This window comes from Streptacidiphilus fuscans, assembly GCF_015690355.1.
Lineage (GTDB): Bacteria > Actinomycetota > Actinomycetes > Streptomycetales > Streptomycetaceae > Streptacidiphilus > Streptacidiphilus fuscans.
Genome location: NZ_JADPRT010000011.1, coordinates 1 through 15,621, shown reverse-complemented (window position 1 = coordinate 15,621; position 15,621 = coordinate 1). Strand labels below are relative to the sequence as shown.

The window sequence follows — 15,621 nt, the reverse complement described above, 5'->3', positions numbered from 1 at the left end:
GATGAGGACCACCGAGATGACGCCAGATCAGATCGTCACCGCCATCGGCGAACTGTTCGCCGGAGAGGGCGCGTCGGACTACCTCGGCGAGGAGGTCACCCAGGCCGAGCACATGCTCCAGGCCGCCGCCCTGGCCGAGGCCGAAGGAGCCGCGCCCGCACTGGTCGCCGCCGCGCTGCTGCACGACGTCGGCCACTTCCGCGGCGCGATCCACGGCCGCGAACTGATGGCCGGGACCGCCGACAACCGCCACAGCCACCAGGGCGCCGACTGGCTCACGCCCTGGTTCGGCCCGGCGGTGACCGAACCCGTCCGCCTCCACGTCGCGGCCAAGCGCTACCTGTGCGCGGTCGAGCCCGCGTACCTCGACAGGCTCTCCGAGGCGTCCGTGCACACGCTCTCGCTCCAGGGCGGTCCGATGGACCCGGCGGAGGCGGCGTCCTTCGCCGGGCTCCCCTACGCCGCCGACGCGGTACGCCTGCGCCGCTGGGACGACGACGCCAAGGACCCGGACGCCCCCACGCCGTCCTTCGACCACTTCCGGGAGTTGCTGGTCGAGTTGGCGACCAGCAGGTAGTTGAATGGCCGGATGACCGTTCGAGTCGACCCCGGCGCAGCGGGGTTCCACGCCGACCGCCTCGCCCGCGTGGACGCGTTCGTCGAGGCCGAGATCGCCGCGCGACGGATGCCGGGCGCGGTGCTGGGGATCGTCCGCGGTGACTGGCAGCAGCTCAAGACGCTGGTGCTGCAGGCCCTTCGGTGACCTTCGGTCCGACTGCTTCGCGCAGGCGCGCAAGCGACGTCGCCGCAAGGGAGTTGTGGACGGTGAAGGCGACCGTGTCGGGCAGGTAGCGGTCCTCGGACCACTCGACGGGCAGGCCCGTCGGATCCGTGGTCCGGCGGCGCTCGCGGAGCAGCGGACCGCCGGGCTCGCAACCGAGCAGGGCGACGTCGTCGGCGTCCGCGAGCGTCAGGTCGACGGTGTGGTCGGCGTCGGCGAGGACCAGGCCGTGGGATTCGAGCAGCTCGGTGACCGAGACGGCGTCGGTCGGCATCTCGGCGACCAGCGCGCCGACCGGCTCCGTGTAGACGGTGCGTTCGACCATCACCGGGCGTCCGCCGAGCGTGCGACAGCGGCGCACGGCCAGGACCCGGTCACCCTCGGCCAGCCGCAGTTGCGCCGCCTCCGTCGCGTCCGCACCACGCCACTCCAGGGCGTCCACCGAGCCGCCCGGCTCCTCGCCGATGGAACGGGCCCACCGGGTGAAGCTCAGCAGTTCGGTGAAGCTCTGCAGCCGCGGCTGCTCCAGCACCACGCGCCGGGTGCCCCGACGGGAGGTCACCACGCCCTCCGTGCGCAGCAGAGCCAGCGCCTGGCGGACGGTGCCGCGTGAGACGCCGTTCGCCGCCGCCAACGCCTCCTCGCTGGGCAGGCGTCCGCCCGCGCCGTACTCGCCACTCAGCACGCCCGCGCGCAGGGCCGCCGCCAGTTCCCGGTACCTTGCCGGCTTCGCCATCGCCACGCGCTGATCCTTTCACGCTTCGGGCGACCGTCCTGCGCCTTGCCTCCCATGGCCGACCTCGCCCATTGCGATTCTCGCAACCGAGTCGTACTGTCGACTCATGGACGAATCCGTCTCCGGGCGGGTGCGCACGGTGATCACGGCGGCCCGGCTGAGCCACGCCGCCTTCGCCGCACGCGTAGGGATCACGCCCGACAAGCTCTCCAAGTCCCTCAACGGGGTCCGCCGCTTCAGCTCCACCGACCTCGCGGTCATCGCCGAGGCCGGATCGGTCACCGTGGACTGGCTGCTGACAGGCCGTCAGCCCAGCCGCGCCGGCGTGGCCGGACGTGGGGACGCCGCCGCGCACAGCAGCAGCCTGAACGACATCGCGGAGCGGTTCACCACCGCCTACGAGGTCCTCGAACTCCTCGGCCGTGCACCGGAGATGCCCACACTTCCGGAGCTCGGCCCGGGCGACCCGGACGACCAGGGCGAGCAACTCGCCGCCACCGTACGGGCCTGGCTGGAGCGGAGCCCAGGCGAGCCGCCGGCCACCGATCTCGCGCTGCTGCCCACCGGCGAACTGCTCTCCGTCATCGAGCGGGCGTTCGGCGTGGACTTCGCCGTCGTCGAACTCCCGGGCCCGGTCGACGGGTTCTCCTGGCAGCAGGAGGGCGGGCCGCGCCTCGCCCTGGCCCGCAGGGACGACCGCTGGACCCGACAGCGGTTCACGCTCGCCCACGAGCTCGGCCATCTCCTGGCTGGGGACGCGGCCGAGCCGCTCACCGAGTCCCCGGTCGCGCCGGGCCGCCAGGCCGAACCTGACGAGGTCCGCGCCAACGCCTTCGCCGCTGCGCTGCTCATGCCCGAGGCCGACATCCGCCGGTTCGTCTCCGAGGCCGGCTCGGGAACCGCCTCCGACTCCGGCTCTGACTCCGGCTCTGGCTCTGGCTCCGGTCCTGGCGTCGACTTCGCCGCGCTGGTGGTGGAGTTCCGGGTCTCCCCCAGCGCGCTCGCGGCCCGGCTACGGCGGCTCGGCCTGATCGACGCGTCCGAGCAGGCACGACTGCGGCGCCGGACAACGGCGGAGTGCCATCTCGCGGTCGGCGCCATGGACGCCTACCTGCGCGAGGCCGCCCTCGCCGAGGCCGAGCGTCCGCCCGCGCGGCTGGCCGAGGGCCTCTACCTGGCGTTCCGCTCCGGTGAGATGACCCTGCGTCCGCTCGCCGCGCTCCTCGGCGTCGAACCGGAGGAGTTGGAGGACGAGCTGCTGCAGGACGACCGACCACAGGACGGCGCTGTCGAGCGGGACGGCGGGGAGCTGGTCTACCAGCCATGACCGAGTGGTGGTTCCCCGACAACACCGTCCTGTGCAACTTCGCCGCCGTCGACCGGGTCGCGTTACTCGAAAAGGTGCTCGACGGCCGGGGTCGCTGGTCCGAGGCGGTCGCCCGGGAGGCCCGGCTCTCCACCCGGCACCTGCCGCCGCTGGCCGGGCTGACCGAACGCGGCAGTCTCGGCGAGCCGATCGAGATCAGCGACCCCGCCGAACGCACCGAGGTCGAACGCCTGCGCCGCGCGGTCTTCGGCGGCGACCGCCGTCGCCCGACCCAACACCTGGGCGAGGCCGAGACGCTGACCCTGATCACCCGCCGCCGCGACTTCCGCCACGCCGTCTGGATCTCCGACGACCGCGACGCCGCCCGGTACGCTCGCAGACGCGGGATCACCACCCTGGAGACCTTCGACCTGGTCCGCGCCGCGGTCCTGGAGCAGCTCGTCGACGCCGCCGAGGGCCACCGCCTGCTGCTGGCGATGACCGGGGCCGGACGCCGCCTGCACCGCATCAGCGCAGGCCCGGAGGACCTCCTCGGCCCACGGTGAGCGCCGGCCGACGCGGCGACCCGCGAAACATGCCAAAGAAAGCTCAAATCTAGCTCTGAGAATGCGGCCGCCGTCTTCCTTGGCTCGCAGCCAGCCGACATGCTCTCCCCATGGAGCCAGGTGCGGGGGACCTGGCTCCTCCCTTTCTTGGGAGGGGTGTCCCGATGAGCCTCGATCCATTCATCGATCCGCTGTTCCTGACGTCCGCCGCGGCGGTCGGCCTCGCCGGTGCCCGGGTGCTCTGGACGGCACTGCGCGCCGCGCCGAGAAGGCCGGGCCACGGCGTCAGCACGGACGGGAAGCGTACCGTCCGGAGCGCGATCCGGCTGCTGCTCGGCGCACTGATCTTCGCTCTCGTCCTGGCGGCGGTGGCGACCTTCCGCTGGTCCGACGCGACGATCACCGGGGGCGCGACCGGAGACGCCTCGTTCTGGCCGCCACCACTGCTGGCCTTCCTGTCACTCCCTGCGACGGCCCTGCCGGTCCTGGTCATCGGCCTGCGCTGTCGCAGTGGCCGCCGATCACGGTTGGATATCCGTCCGCACACGGATCTTGAGCAGCGGTCAGTCGTGAGGTTGGTTATGGCTCATGGCGTACGTGTTCCTCGTCCCCGCGTGCCTGCTGGCGATGCTCTCCGCCCTGAGGCTGTGCCGTCTGGTTGCGGCGATCGACCCGACGATCAGCGGCACGCCCGTGCGGGGCAGGTCGCCTGAGGACGGTTTCGCGGAGCGCGAGCCCGACCTCTTCGACGCGGCGTACCTGGCCGGCGGGCCAGAGCGGGTGGTCGACCTGACCCTGGTCCGGATGGTGGCCAAGGGCGTGCTCCACCTCGCCCACACCGGCTGGACCTCCGTGGCGCGCCCGCACCCGCAGAACGAGCTGGAGGCGGCGGTCCTCACCGCGATCGGCCCCGAAGGCCAGTGCCGCACCGAGGAGTTGCGCCGTGAGGTCGCCCACGGCGCGGCGGTCCTCGAGATCGCCGACCGGCTCACCCGCTGGGGCCTCGCGGTCGCCCCCGGCACGCGCGACACGCTGGCACAGGCCGTCGCGGGCGTCCGCTGGTCCCTGGTGGCCACCCTCGGCCTCTTCGCCGCCGCGCTGGGCGCGGCGGGCGCGCGTGACCTCACCGGCGCGAGGATCGGCTTGGCCGCGCTGGCGGCGTGGTTCACCCTGCCGCTGGTGCTGAGCGCAGGCACCCTGCTGATGGCGCGCATCGAGGTCTACCCGGTCACCCCCTGGGCGGCTCCCCCGGGCCAGGACCTCCTCCGCGGCCTGCGCGCGGGAGCGCGTCGCGCCCGCGCCGGCGGCTTCCGCGGCGCGGACCAGACCCTGACCCTGATCCTCCGCGGCCCGAGCGCGCTCCGGGAGCCGTACCTCCGCGCAGCGCTGCGCCCACCGCAGTCGCTGTAGTTGCACTACCAAGGGGCGCGGGGAACTGCGCGAGAAACCACCCAGGGCGGATGGCCCTGCTCGCTGAGCGACTCACCACACAGGGTGGCTTGTCGCGCCCACGCGGCGGAGCCGCACGTCAGCAGAGCCCCGCGCCCCAGGTGGTGCAACTACCTCGTCATGCCAAGCCGGCGAGCAGCTCGCCGACCGGCTTCCTGCGGCCCGTGTAGAACGGGACCTCCTCGCGCACGTGCAGACGCGCGCGGCTCGCGCGCAGGTGGCGCATGAGGTCGACGATGCGGTGCAGCTCGTCCGCCTCGAAGGCGAGGAGCCACTCGTAGTCGCCGAGGGCGAAGGACGCGACGGTGTTGGCGCGGACGTCCGGGTAGCCGCGCGCCATCTTGCCGTGCTCGGCCAGCAGCTCGCGCCGCTCGGCGTCCTCCAGCAGGTACCACTCGTAGGAGCGGACGAACGGGTAGACGCAGACGTAGTCGCGCGGGGTCTCGTCCGCGAGGAACGCCGGGATGTGGGACTTGTTGAACTCGGCCGGGCGGTGCAGCGCCATGTTCGACCAGACCGGCTCCAGCGCGCGGCCGAGCCGCGTGCGGCGGAAGCGGTTGTAGGCCTCCTGCAGGTTGTCGCTGTCGCCGGAGTGCCACCAGATCATCACGTCGGCGTCGGCGCGCAGGCCGGACACGTCGTAGGTGCCGCGCACCGTGACGTCCTTCTCGGCGAGCTGCGCGAACAGCTCCTCGACCTCGTCGCCCAGGGCCGCACGGTCCTCGGGCAGCACGTCCTTGAGCCGGAACACCGACCAGAGGGTGTAGCGGATGACGTCGTTCAGCTCACGCGCCTTCGGCTTCTGCGACTTCTCGCTGCCCTGCGCCTCGTGCGCGTTCTGCTCGCTGTGCTCACTCATGCGCTCATTGTCTCCCCTGCTCGGAGTGCTTCTGTCACCAGGTCCACCGCACGCCACGCGCTGCCGATGCACGCGGGAATGCCCACGCCGTGGTACGCCGCGCCGCACAGCGCCAGGCCCGGCAGCGCGGCGACCTCCGCCTCGATCCGGGCGACGCGCTCCGGGTGGCCCACCGGGTACTGCGGAAGGCCGCCACGCCAGCGAGTGACCGTATGCGCGTACGGTCGCGCGGTGATCCCGGCGGCCGCACGGAGATCGATCAGCGATCGTTCGATCAGATCCGCGTCGTCGTGATCGAGCACGGCCTCCTCGCCGTGACGGCCGAGCGAGGTGCGGAGGACGAAGGTGTCCGGGGCGGACCGGTCGAGCCAACCCCACTTGTTGCTGGAGAAGGTCGACGCCTTGATCGACCGACCGTCGACCGGCGGCACCAGGAAGCCGCTCCCCTGGAGCGCGCCGACGTCGGAGCGGCGGAACGCCAGCGTGACCAGGGCCATCCCCGCGTACTCGACCTCCCCCAACTCGGCCGCTGCGCGCGGCGCGTGGGGGGCGAGCAGGCGGGCGGCGACGTTCGCGGGGACGGCGAGCACGACGGCGTCGGCGGCCAGCGCCTCTCCTCCAGGGAGCGACGCGGTCCAGCCGTCGGCGGTGCGGCGGAGCGAGCCGACCGGGGTGTCGGTGCGAACGGTGACACCCGCCTTGCCGCAGGCCTCAGCCACCGCGACGGGGAGTCGGCCAATACCGCCGTCGATCCCCATGAAGACCGGGGCCGGGTTGGCGCTCTTGGATGACGCAGCCTTCGCGGCTGCAGACAGTGCCGCCCGCACACCTTCGATCGCCGATCGATCGCGCTGAGCGATCGCAAGCAATTGCGGAACAGCGGCACTGAGCGAAATTCGATCAGCGTTACCGGCGTAGACGCCACCCAGCAGCGGTTCGACCAGTCGATCGACCACTTCCCGACCGAGGCGCGCTGCGACGTACTCGCCGACGGCGATGTCCTGGCCGACCTCGGTGCGCGGCAGTGTCTCGTCCTCCGCCGCGCGGGCCAGACCCTCGGGCGAGAGCACGCCGGAGGCGGCGAGCGCGTCCAGGTCCCCGGGTACGCCCATGAGATGCCCGGTCGGCATCGGCCGCAGCGCGCCGCGCGTCCAGATCGCAGCCTTCGCCGTGGTCGGCGGCTCCAGGGCGTCAGCCAGGCCGACGGCGCGAGCAAGCGTGACCGCCTCGGGCCGCCTGGCCAGCATGGACTCCGCGCCGAGGTCGACGGCGACCCCGCCGACCTCACCGGTCCGCAGCTTGCCGCCGAGCGTCGGCCCGGCCTCCAGCAACGTCACCCGCGCACGGGCGGCGCTGCCGTCCGCCCCGGCCAGCCGAGCGGCCGCCGCGAGGCCGGCGATTCCGCCGCCGACCACGAGGACGTGCGGGAGGGAAGGGGCCTCAGCGGCGGGCGTCGTGCTGTTCATGCGCCCACTCTCGCACACCACGTTCGGGCACCCGAAAGCGCGGCAGCCTCCGGCCTGTTGTCGACAACTTGTCGGGAAACAGGGGGAGTTGCCGCACGTCAGAGCCCCGCGCGCCTGGTGGCGCTAGCGCGCCGTGCGCTCGTGGACGTGGGCGACGAGCTTCGTCAGGGCGTCCGGGTCGGTGGTCGGATGGACGCCGTGGCCGAGGTTGAAGACGTGGCCGCGGCCGGAGGCCTTCGCCGAGGCGAGTACCTCGTCGGCCTTCTCGCGGACCGCCGAGTCGGGGGCGAAGAGGACCGTCGGGTCCAGGTTGCCCTGAAGCGCCTTGCCGCCACCCACGCGGCGGGCGGCCTCCTCCAGCGGGACGCGCCAGTCGACGCCGACGACGTCCGCGCCCGCCTCGCCCATCAGGCCGAGCAGCTCACCCGTGCCGACGCCGAAGTGGACCCGCGGGACGCCGTACGAGGCGACCTCGGCGAAGACCTTCTGCGAGGCCGGCATGACCGAGCGGCGGTAGTCGTCGGGGGCCAGGCCGCCCGCCCAGGAGTCGAAGAGCTGCACGGCCGAGGCTCCGGCCTCGATCTGCACCTTGAGGAACTCGGCCGTGATCACCGCGAGCCGGTCGACCAGCGCGGACCAGAGGTCGGGCGCGCCGTACATCATGGCCTTGGTGTTCTCGTACGTCCGCGACGGGCCGCCCTCGACGAGGTAGCTGGCCAGCGTGTACGGCGCACCGGCGAAGCCGATCAGCGGGGTCGAGCCGAGCTCGGCGACGAGCAGGCCGATCGCCTCGGTCACGTACGGGACGTCGGACGGCTCCAGCGGACGCAGCTGGGTAAGGTCCGCCCACTCGCGCACGGGGTGCGCGATGACCGGGCCCACGCCGGGCTTGATGTCGAGGTCGACGCCGATCGCCTTGAGCGGGACCACGATGTCGCTGTAGTAGACGGCCGCGTCCACGTCGTGGCGGCGGACCGGCTGGAGCGTGATCTCCTTGACCAGCTCCGGCATCATGCACGAGTCGAGCATCGCGATGCCCTCGCGGACCTTGCGGAACTCCGGCAGTGAGCGGCCCGCCTGGCGCATGAACCAGACCGGCGTGTGCGGCACCTCCTCCCCACGACAGGCGCGCAGGAACGCGGAGTCGTACGTCGGCAGGTTCTCGGGGCGGGTGCTCTGGCTCTCGGTCACGCTGAAATCTTCGCACGCCGGACCACGGGTCCTTCGTGGTGTCGGCACTCAGCGGGCTGGCCGGGCGCATAGTCTTCCGGCATGGCTGCGGTGAACGGCGGGAGGCCGATGTACGAGGGTGGTTCCGCATTCGGCGAAGGGACCACGGGAGCGGAGACCGCACCCGCCGCATTCCGGGCCGCGGTGGCCGAGTTGAAGAGCACACGGGTGCGTCCCGAAGTGCGCATCGACGACACCCCCGCGCCGCGCCGACTCGCGCCGTACGCCTACGCCCTGACCGCCACCGTCGAGGTCGACGGCGAGGAGCTGGCCGACGGCCGGCTCGTCCTGCTGCACGACCCGTCCGGGCACGAGGCCTGGCAGGGTCAGTTCCGGCTGGTCTCACTGACGCAGGCGGACCTGGAGCGGGAGATCGCGGACGACCCGATGCTGGCCGAGGTCGGCTGGTCGTGGCTGATGGACGCGCTGGAGCAGTTCGGCTGCGCCTACGTCGAGCCCGGCGGCACGGTCTCACGCGCCTACTCCCAGTACTTCGGCTCGATGTCGGAACGTCCGTCCAGCACCGAGATCGAGATCCGCGCGTCGTGGACGCCGGTGCCGCCCGCGCACTCCGCGATCCCCTCGCTGCCGTCACTGCCGTCCGTGCCGTCGATGCCGTCCGTGACCGGGAGCGGAGCCGCCGTCACCGGGCTCGGGCTGGGCACGCACCTGCGTGCGTGGTGCGAGCTGCTGTGCCAGTGCGCCGGCCTGCCGCCGCTCACGGTGCCGTATCCGGCCACGCCCGTCGTGGGCGAGGGATCGGGCCAGGTCAGCAGCGTCGTGCCGATGCCGACGCGGCGACAGCCGCGCGGGAGCGCGTGAACCGGTCGCTGCGCGATCAGGTGAAGGATCGTCAGCTTCGGCGTACGCTTGGGTTGTCATTTCGGACATTTCGGTCAGACGTTCGGCGTGTCGACCGCTTTTGATCACTTACGGGTGACTTAGGCTCAATCGGGTTGAACAAAATATCCGAACTGCCCGAATTGCCCCTCACTCAATCGTGATCATTCGCTAAAGCCGGGCACCGATGGTGCCGAAGCAGACAGTGACCCTTTCCCGGCACCTCAATCAGGAGGCCTGGTGTCCGTTCTCCTTGAGCACCCCGCAAACCTGGTCGCCTACCGTCCGACGAAGCCCACCGCCATGGTGGTCATCGCCGACCCACGCGTCCGCAGTACGGTCACCCGGCACCTCTGGGCCCTCGGCGTGCGCGACGTGATCGAGGCGTCCTCGCTCGCCGAGGCGCGTCCACGCGTCGGAACCCCGCGCGACATCTGCGTGGCCGATGTCCACCTCCCCGACGGCTCCGGACTGGCGATCCTGGCCGAGACCCGTGCTGCGGGCTGGCCGAACGGCCTGGCCCTCTCCGCAGCCGACGACATCGGCGCGGTGCGCAGCGCGCTGGCCAGCGGCGTGAAGGGCTACGTCGTCACCGGAACCCGCGTCGGCAGTGGCATGCCGCAGCGTCCGGGCATGCCCGGCTCGGGCGGGCTCCGGCCCGGCCTCCCCGGCCACGTCCGCCGTCCCGGCATGCCGGGCGCGCCGGTCGGCGCGGGCACACCCGGCGCTCCGAACGGCGCGCCCGGTGCTCCGCAGGCGGCTCCGCCGCAGGCCTACCGCGAGCTCTCCGGCCGTGAGGTCGAGGTCCTGCGCCTGGTCGCGGAGGGCCAGTCGAACAAGGCGATCGGTGTCGCCATGGGCCTGTCCGCCCTGACGGTCAAGTCCCACCTGGCTCGCATCGCTCGCAAGCTCGGCACGGGCGACCGCGCGGGGATGGTCGCGGTCGCACTGCGGACCGGCATCATCCACTAGCCCGACTCCCGGCCCCGCTTGCGAGGGAACGTTTCTTTCCCCGTTCCCCGGCAAGCGGGGCCGAGACGTACGCCAGTGGCAATCGAGGAACCATGCAGGTACCTCAGGGGCGCGGGGAACTGCGCGACAAGCCACCGACGCGGCTGGCAGGCCGAACGGTCAGGGCCATCCGCACACGGTGGTTTCTCGCGCAGTTCCCCGCGCCCCTGAGGTAGTGCAACCACCTGCGGCAGCGCGCCCCACCTTGTCGCGCCCACGCTGGGGGTCCCCCCGCCGAAGGCAGGGGGAGGAGCCGCGCATCAGCACAGCCCCGCGCCCCTGAAGGTGCACGGTCCCCGCTTGCCCATCACTTCCGTCAGCGGGAGCGGGATCGCGCTCCGGGCGTACGCTTGTGGGCGTGACCGACGCCCGTGAAGATGCCATCGACAGCGCCAGCGAAACCGCCCACGGGCAGGCGGTGCAGGCGGTTCCCCTGCTCGAACCGCGTGAGGGCATCCCACCCGTCGTCGCCGACGCGGACTCGCTCGCCGCGATAGTGCAACGTTTCGCCGCCGGTCACGGCCCCGTCGCGATCGACGCCGAGCGGGCGTCCGGCTACCGCTACGGGCAGCGCGCGTACCTGGTGCAGCTGCGGCGCGAAGGCGCCGGCAGCACGTTGATCGACCCGGTCGCCTGCCCGGACCTCTCCTCCCTCGGGGCCGTGCTGGCCGAGACCGAGTGGGTGCTGCACGCCGCCACGCAGGACCTCCCCTGCCTCGCCGAGCTCGGCATGAAGCCGACGCGACTGTTCGACACCGAGCTGGCCGGGCGGCTCGCCGGGTTCCCCCGGGTCGGGCTCGGGCCGATGGTCGAGAACGTGCTCGGGCTGACCCTGGAGAAGGGGCACTCCGCCGTCGACTGGTCGACGCGTCCGCTGCCCGAGCCGTGGCTGCGCTACGCCGCGCTGGACGTCGAGGTGCTGGTGCAGCTGCGCGACTCGCTGGAGCAGGAGTTGGCGTCGCAGAACAAGCTGGACTGGGGTCTGCAGGAGTTCGCGGCGATCGTCGCCGCTCCCCCGGCGGGGCCGCGTACGGATCCGTGGCGGCGGACGTCGGGCGTGCACAAGGTGCGCCGTCGGCGTCAGCTCGCCGCCGTGCGGGAGCTCTGGCTGGCGCGTGACCAGCTGGCGCGGGAGCGTGACGTCTCCCCCGGACGGGTGCTGCCGGACTCCGCGATCGTGGCCGCCGCGCTGGTGATGCCGACGTCGATCCCCGCGCTGCAGGCGGTGCCGGGCTTCGGCCCGCGCGTGCACCGGCGGGCGCTGGAGCAGTGGATAGCGGCGATCGAGATCGCCCGCACGCTTCCCGAGCACCAGCTGCCGCCCGCCACCGCGCCGCACGACGGACCGCCGCCGCCCCGCGCCTGGGCCGACAAGGACCCGCTGGCCGCCGCCCGCCTCTCCGCCGCACGCGCCGCGGTCACCGCGCTCGCGGAGCAGCTGCACCTGCCGCAGGAGAACCTGATCACGCCCGAGCTGGTGCGCCGCGTCTCCTGGGCGCCGCCCAAGTACGCCACCCCCCTCACCGTCGCGGACGCGCTGCACACGCTCGGTGCGCGCGACTGGCAGGTCGAGCTGGTCGCCCCCGTCATCGCCCAGGCCTACGCGGGCGCGAAGGCCGAACCCCGGCCCGCCGTCGTCCCCGGAAAGGGCACGAAGCCCGCCCAGGAAACGGCCACCGACGGCGCCGCCGCACCCAAGAACGGTGTGCCCCGGCTCGGGGAGTGACCCAGAGCTCACTCCACCCCTCCTTGGCCAGTTGGTTACCGGCGGGTAGCATCACTGTCGGGACGTTCAGTCGCGAGTCGCGAGCGAGCCGCTTTCGCCGTCGGCTGTCACCGTTCCTCTGTGACCGCACCGTGCCCGCTCCGAACGGGCGCTTGGGAGGAGAGCCACCGTGCCTCGTACCACGAGGGACGTCGTCTTCGTCGACGGCGTCCGCACCCCCTTCGGCAAGGCCGGCCCCAAGGGCATCTACGCCGAGACCCGCGCCGACGACCTGGTGATCAAGGCGATCCGGGAGCTGCTGCGCCGGAACCCGAACCTGGACCCGGCCCTCGTGGACGAGGTCGCGATCGCCGCCACCACCCAGATCGGCGACCAGGGCCTGACCCTGGGCCGCTCCGCCTCGCTGCTTGCGGGTCTGCCGAAGTCCGTTCCGGGCTACTCCATCGACCGTATGTGCGCCGGCGCGATGACCGCCGTGACGTCCGTCGCCGGTGGCATCGCCATGGGCGCCCTGGACGTCGCCCTGGCCGGTGGCGTCGAGCACATGGGCCGCCACCCCATGGGTGAGGGCGTCGACCCGAACCCGCGCTTCCTCTCCGAGAAGCTGGTCGACGAGTCCGCCCTGTTCATGGGCATGACCGCGGAGAACCTGCACGACCGGTTCCCGCACCTGACCAAGGAGCGCTGCGACGCCTACGCCGTCCGCAGCCAGGAGAAGGCCGCCAAGGCCTACGCCGACGACAACATCCAGCCCGACCTGGTGCCGGTGGCCATCCGCCGCACCAACCCGGCGGGCGGCGAGACCGGCTGGGGCCTGGCCACGGCCGACGAGCCGATGCGCCCGGGCACCACGCTGGAGTCGCTGGCGAACCTCAAGACCCCGTTCCGCCCGCACGGCCGGATCACCGCCGGTAACGCGGCCGGTCTGAACGACGGCGCCACCGCGTCGCTCATCGCCGCCGAGGACGTCGCGCGCGAGCTGGGCCTGCCGGTCAAGATGCGCATGGTCTCCTACGCCTACGTCGGCGTCGAGCCCGAGGTCATGGGCGTCGGCCCGATCCCGGCGACGGAGAAGGCGCTGGCCAAGGCCGGTCTGACCATCGCCGACATCGGCGCGTTCGAGATCAACGAGGCCTTCGCCATCCAGGTGCTGGCCATGCTCGACCACTTCGGCCTCGCCGACGACGACGAGCGGGTCAACCCGTTCGGTGGCGCGATCGCCTTCGGCCACCCGCTGGCCTCCTCCGGCGTGCGTCTGATGACGCAGCTGGCCCGCCGCTTCGAGCAGCGTCCGGACGTCCGTTACGGCCTCACCGCCATGTGCATCGGCATGGGCATGGGCGCGACGGTCATCTGGGAGAACCCGCACTTCGACGGTAACGAGGCCAAGTGATGACCACCACCACCGAGCAGCTGCTCAAGGCTCACGAGCTGTTCCCGGACGAGGTCGTGACGACCGCTCACGTGCGTCACCTCGACCTGCCCCTGGGTGCCGGCCGCTTCGCGCTGATCACCCTGGACAACGGCTTCGACCACACCAAGCCGACCACCTTCGGCCCGGGCTCGCTGGCCAAGCTGAACGAGGCGCTGGACCAGGTCGAGCGCGAGGCCGCGGCCGGCGAGATCGTCGCCGTCGGCATCACCGGCAAGCCGTTCATCTTCGCCGTGGGCGCCGACCTCAAGGGCGTCGAGGTGCTCAAGGAGCACAGCGACGCGCTGGCCATCGGCAAGGGCGGCCACGACGTCTTCAAGCGGATCGCGGCCCTGCCCGTCCCGTCCTTCGCCTTCTACAACGGCGCGGCGATGGGCGGCGGCGTCGAGGTCGGCCTGCACTGCACCTACCGCACCGTCAGCACCGGCGTCCCCGCCTTCTCGCTGCCGGAGTGCTTCCTGGGCCTCGTGCCGGGCTGGGGCGGCTGCACGCTGCTGCCGAACCTGATCGGCGCGGGCAAGGCCGTCCAGGTCATCATCGAGAACTCGCTCGCCCAGAACAAGCAGCTCAAGGGCAAGCAGGTCTTCGAGCTCGGCATCGCCGACGCGATCTTCGAGCCGGCCGACTTCGTCGAGCAGTCGCTGCTGTGGACCGCCAAGGTCCTCACCGGCGCCGTGACCGTCGAGCGTCCGGAGATCGACCGCGGCCAGGCCTGGGACGACGCCGTCGCCTGGGGCCGCGCCGTCGCCGACGGCAAGGTCCACGGCGCCGCTCCGGCCCCGTACCGGGCGCTGGACATCATCGCCGCGGCCAAGGACGGCGACCTGCAGAAGGGCTTCGACGCCGAGGACGCCGCGCTGGCCGACCTGATCATGGGCGGCGAGCTGCGCTCCGGCATCTACGCCTTCAACCTGGTCCAGAAGCGCGGCAAGCGCCCGTTCGGCGCGCCGGACAAGTCGCTGGCCCGCCCGGTCACCAAGGTCGGCGTCGTCGGCGCCGGTCTGATGGCCTCTCAGCTGGCGCTGCTCTTCGCCCGCCGCCTCCAGGTGCCGGTCGTCCTCACGGACATCGACCAGGAGCGCATCGACAAGGGCGTCGGCTACGTCCACGGCGAGATCGACAAGCTGCTCGCCAAGGGCCGCATCAACGGCGACAACGCGAACCGCCTCAAGGCGCTCGTGACCGGCTCGCTCGACAAGGCCGCCGCCTTCGGCGACGCGGACTTCGTCATCGAGGCCGTCTTCGAGGAGATGGGCGTCAAGCAGCAGGTCTTCGCCGAGGTCGAGGCGGTCGTCTCGCCGACCTGCATCCTGGCGACCAACACCTCCTCGCTGTCCGTCAGCGAGATGGCGTCGAAGCTTTCGCACCCGGAGCGGGTCGTCGGCTTCCACTTCTTCAACCCGGTCGCGGTCCTGCCGCTGCTGGAGATCGTCCGCGGCGAGCAGACCGACGACGCGTCGCTGGCCACCGCGTTCGGTGTCGCGAAGAAGCTGAAGAAGACCGCCGTCCTGGTCAAGGACGCCCCGGCGTTCGTCGTGAACCGGATCCTCACCCGCTTCATGGGCGAGATCCAGCAGATCATCGACGAGGGCACGCCGATCGCCGTCGCCGAGAAGGGCGTCGAGCCGCTCGGCCTGCCGATGTCCCCGATCGTGCTGCTGGAGCTGGTCGGCCCGGCCATCGCCCTGCACGTGTCGGAGACTCTGCACGCCGCGTTCCCGGAGCGGTTCTTCGTCTCCGAGAACCTGGGCCGCGTGGTCAAGGCCGGCAAGCGCGGCTTCTACACGTGGGCCTCCGGCCAGCAGGAGCTCGACCCCGAGGTCGAGGCGCTGCTGCAGGTCGGCGACAAGGTCCTCACCGAGGAGCAGGTCCGCGACCGCGCGCTCGACGCGGTGGCGCAGGAGATCCAGCTGATGCTGGACGAGGGCGTCGTCGCCGAGGCCCAGGACATCGACCTGTGCCTGATCACCGGCGCGGGCTGGCCCTTCCACCTGGGCGGGATCACCCCGTACCTGGACCGCGCGGGCGTCTCCGAGCGGGTCAACGGCAAGCGCTTCCTCGCCCCGGGCGTGGCGAGCGTGCCGGCGTAACGCGCCACCGGCTGCATGCCGCCCAAGGCCGGTGCGACTCCGACGACCTCGACCGCGAGCCCCTCGACGCCCTCGACGCCCTCGACGACACAGAGCGGGAGCCGACGATGAACCTTCCGCGTCACCGAC

Annotated in this window: 15 protein-coding genes; 11 read left to right on the top strand and 4 right to left on the bottom strand. The window is 72.1% G+C overall.

Translation table 11 applies throughout. The annotated features are described in order from the left end of the window. The first annotated feature begins 1 nt into the window (after position 1). Both I2501_RS39665 and I2501_RS24515 read left to right on the top strand, forming a co-directional pair. The gene (locus I2501_RS39665; RefSeq protein ID WP_236047140.1) at positions 2 to 577 is read left to right on the top strand and encodes a phosphonate degradation HD-domain oxygenase; all 576 of its coding nucleotides are present in this window, start codon (positions 2 to 4) and stop codon (positions 575 to 577) included. Positions 578 to 589: 12 nt separating this feature from the next. Beyond that, entirely contained in the window at positions 590 to 763 is a 174-nt protein-coding gene (locus I2501_RS24515; protein ID WP_196196367.1) for a hypothetical protein, read from the top strand. On the opposite strand, the gene I2501_RS24510 is transcribed toward I2501_RS24515, so the two are convergent. Continuing rightward, complete coding sequence (locus I2501_RS24510) at positions 732 to 1,517, bottom strand: GntR family transcriptional regulator (RefSeq protein ID WP_196196575.1); 786 nt, start codon at positions 1,515 to 1,517, stop codon at positions 732 to 734. The genes I2501_RS24515 and I2501_RS24510 overlap by 32 nt on opposite strands. Positions 1,518 to 1,623: 106 nt before the next feature. Here I2501_RS24510 and I2501_RS24505 point away from each other — a divergent pair, with 106 nt between their 5' ends. From I2501_RS24505 to I2501_RS24495, 4 genes are all read left to right on the top strand, one after another. Continuing rightward, a complete protein-coding gene (locus I2501_RS24505) occupies positions 1,624 to 2,844 on the top strand; it encodes a helix-turn-helix domain-containing protein (RefSeq protein ID WP_215909966.1) in 1,221 nt (406 codons plus the stop codon). Beyond that, positions 2,841 to 3,389, top strand: coding sequence for a hypothetical protein (locus I2501_RS24500; RefSeq protein WP_196196366.1), 549 nt, complete (start codon positions 2,841 to 2,843; stop codon positions 3,387 to 3,389). The genes I2501_RS24505 and I2501_RS24500 overlap by 4 nt, the downstream gene beginning before the upstream one ends. 164 nt (positions 3,390 to 3,553) lie before the next feature. Then, positions 3,554 to 4,102: a hypothetical protein gene (locus tag I2501_RS39660; protein WP_236047138.1), complete on the top strand. Its 549-nt coding sequence runs from the start codon at positions 3,554 to 3,556 to the stop codon at positions 4,100 to 4,102. Continuing rightward, positions 3,987 to 4,799, top strand: a complete 813-nt coding sequence (locus I2501_RS24495; RefSeq protein ID WP_328806624.1) for a TIGR04222 domain-containing membrane protein — start codon at positions 3,987 to 3,989, stop codon at positions 4,797 to 4,799. The genes I2501_RS39660 and I2501_RS24495 overlap by 116 nt, the downstream gene beginning before the upstream one ends. Positions 4,800 to 4,956: 157 nt before the next feature. Here the strand turns inward: I2501_RS24495 and hemQ are convergent, their stop codons facing one another. From hemQ to hemE, 3 genes are all read right to left on the bottom strand, one after another. After that, positions 4,957 to 5,697 (bottom strand): hydrogen peroxide-dependent heme synthase, encoded by a 741-nt coding sequence (gene hemQ, locus I2501_RS24490; RefSeq protein WP_196196364.1) that lies wholly within the window; start codon positions 5,695 to 5,697, stop codon positions 4,957 to 4,959. Then, on the bottom strand, positions 5,694 to 7,163 hold the full coding sequence (hemG, locus tag I2501_RS24485) for a protoporphyrinogen oxidase (RefSeq protein ID WP_196196363.1): 1,470 nt from the start codon (positions 7,161 to 7,163) through the stop codon (positions 5,694 to 5,696). The genes hemQ and hemG overlap by 4 nt, the downstream gene beginning before the upstream one ends. Positions 7,164 to 7,286: 123 nt before the next feature. Continuing rightward, complete coding sequence (gene hemE / locus I2501_RS24480) at positions 7,287 to 8,354, bottom strand: uroporphyrinogen decarboxylase (protein WP_196196362.1); 1,068 nt, start codon at positions 8,352 to 8,354, stop codon at positions 7,287 to 7,289. An 81-nt stretch (positions 8,355 to 8,435) separates the two neighbouring features. Here hemE and I2501_RS24475 point away from each other — a divergent pair, with 81 nt between their 5' ends. From I2501_RS24475 to I2501_RS24455, 5 genes are all read left to right on the top strand, one after another. After that, complete coding sequence (locus I2501_RS24475; RefSeq protein WP_408022779.1) at positions 8,436 to 9,215, top strand: DUF3000 domain-containing protein; 780 nt, start codon at positions 8,436 to 8,438, stop codon at positions 9,213 to 9,215. Positions 9,216 to 9,473: 258 nt separating this feature from the next. Continuing rightward, positions 9,474 to 10,205: a LuxR C-terminal-related transcriptional regulator gene (locus I2501_RS24470; protein ID WP_196196361.1), complete on the top strand. Its 732-nt coding sequence runs from the start codon at positions 9,474 to 9,476 to the stop codon at positions 10,203 to 10,205. Positions 10,206 to 10,602: 397 nt separating this feature from the next. Then, the gene (locus I2501_RS24465) at positions 10,603 to 11,970 is read left to right on the top strand and encodes an HRDC domain-containing protein (RefSeq protein ID WP_408022778.1); all 1,368 of its coding nucleotides are present in this window, start codon (positions 10,603 to 10,605) and stop codon (positions 11,968 to 11,970) included. Between the two features lie 169 nt (positions 11,971 to 12,139). Beyond that, on the top strand, positions 12,140 to 13,363 hold the full coding sequence (locus I2501_RS24460) for a thiolase family protein (protein ID WP_196196360.1): 1,224 nt from the start codon (positions 12,140 to 12,142) through the stop codon (positions 13,361 to 13,363). Then, positions 13,363 to 15,492 (top strand): 3-hydroxyacyl-CoA dehydrogenase NAD-binding domain-containing protein, encoded by a 2,130-nt coding sequence (locus tag I2501_RS24455; RefSeq protein WP_196196359.1) that lies wholly within the window; start codon positions 13,363 to 13,365, stop codon positions 15,490 to 15,492. Before I2501_RS24460 ends, I2501_RS24455 begins: the two co-directional genes overlap by 1 nt. Positions 15,493 to 15,621: the final 129 nt, after the last annotated feature.

What these genes read in the sequence shown, in the direction of transcription:
- hemG (WP_196196363.1), bottom strand. Translation starts at nt 7,163, where the DNA reads ATGAACAGCACGACGCCCGCCGCTGAGGCCCCTTCCCTCCCGCACGTC.
- I2501_RS24455 (WP_196196359.1), top strand. Translation starts at nt 13,363, where the DNA reads ATGACCACCACCACCGAGCAGCTGCTCAAGGCTCACGAGCTGTTCCCG.
- I2501_RS24500 (WP_196196366.1), top strand. Translation starts at nt 2,841, where the DNA reads ATGACCGAGTGGTGGTTCCCCGACAACACCGTCCTGTGCAACTTCGCC.
- I2501_RS24475 (WP_408022779.1), top strand. Translation starts at nt 8,436, where the DNA reads ATGGCTGCGGTGAACGGCGGGAGGCCGATGTACGAGGGTGGTTCCGCA.
- I2501_RS39665 (WP_236047140.1), top strand. Translation starts at nt 2, where the DNA reads ATGAGGACCACCGAGATGACGCCAGATCAGATCGTCACCGCCATCGGC.
- I2501_RS24505 (WP_215909966.1), top strand. Translation starts at nt 1,624, where the DNA reads ATGGACGAATCCGTCTCCGGGCGGGTGCGCACGGTGATCACGGCGGCC.
- I2501_RS24515 (WP_196196367.1), top strand. Translation starts at nt 590, where the DNA reads ATGACCGTTCGAGTCGACCCCGGCGCAGCGGGGTTCCACGCCGACCGC.
- hemQ (WP_196196364.1), bottom strand. Translation starts at nt 5,697, where the DNA reads ATGAGTGAGCACAGCGAGCAGAACGCGCACGAGGCGCAGGGCAGCGAG.
- I2501_RS39660 (WP_236047138.1), top strand. Translation starts at nt 3,554, where the DNA reads ATGAGCCTCGATCCATTCATCGATCCGCTGTTCCTGACGTCCGCCGCG.
- I2501_RS24510 (WP_196196575.1), bottom strand. Translation starts at nt 1,517, where the DNA reads ATGGCGAAGCCGGCAAGGTACCGGGAACTGGCGGCGGCCCTGCGCGCG.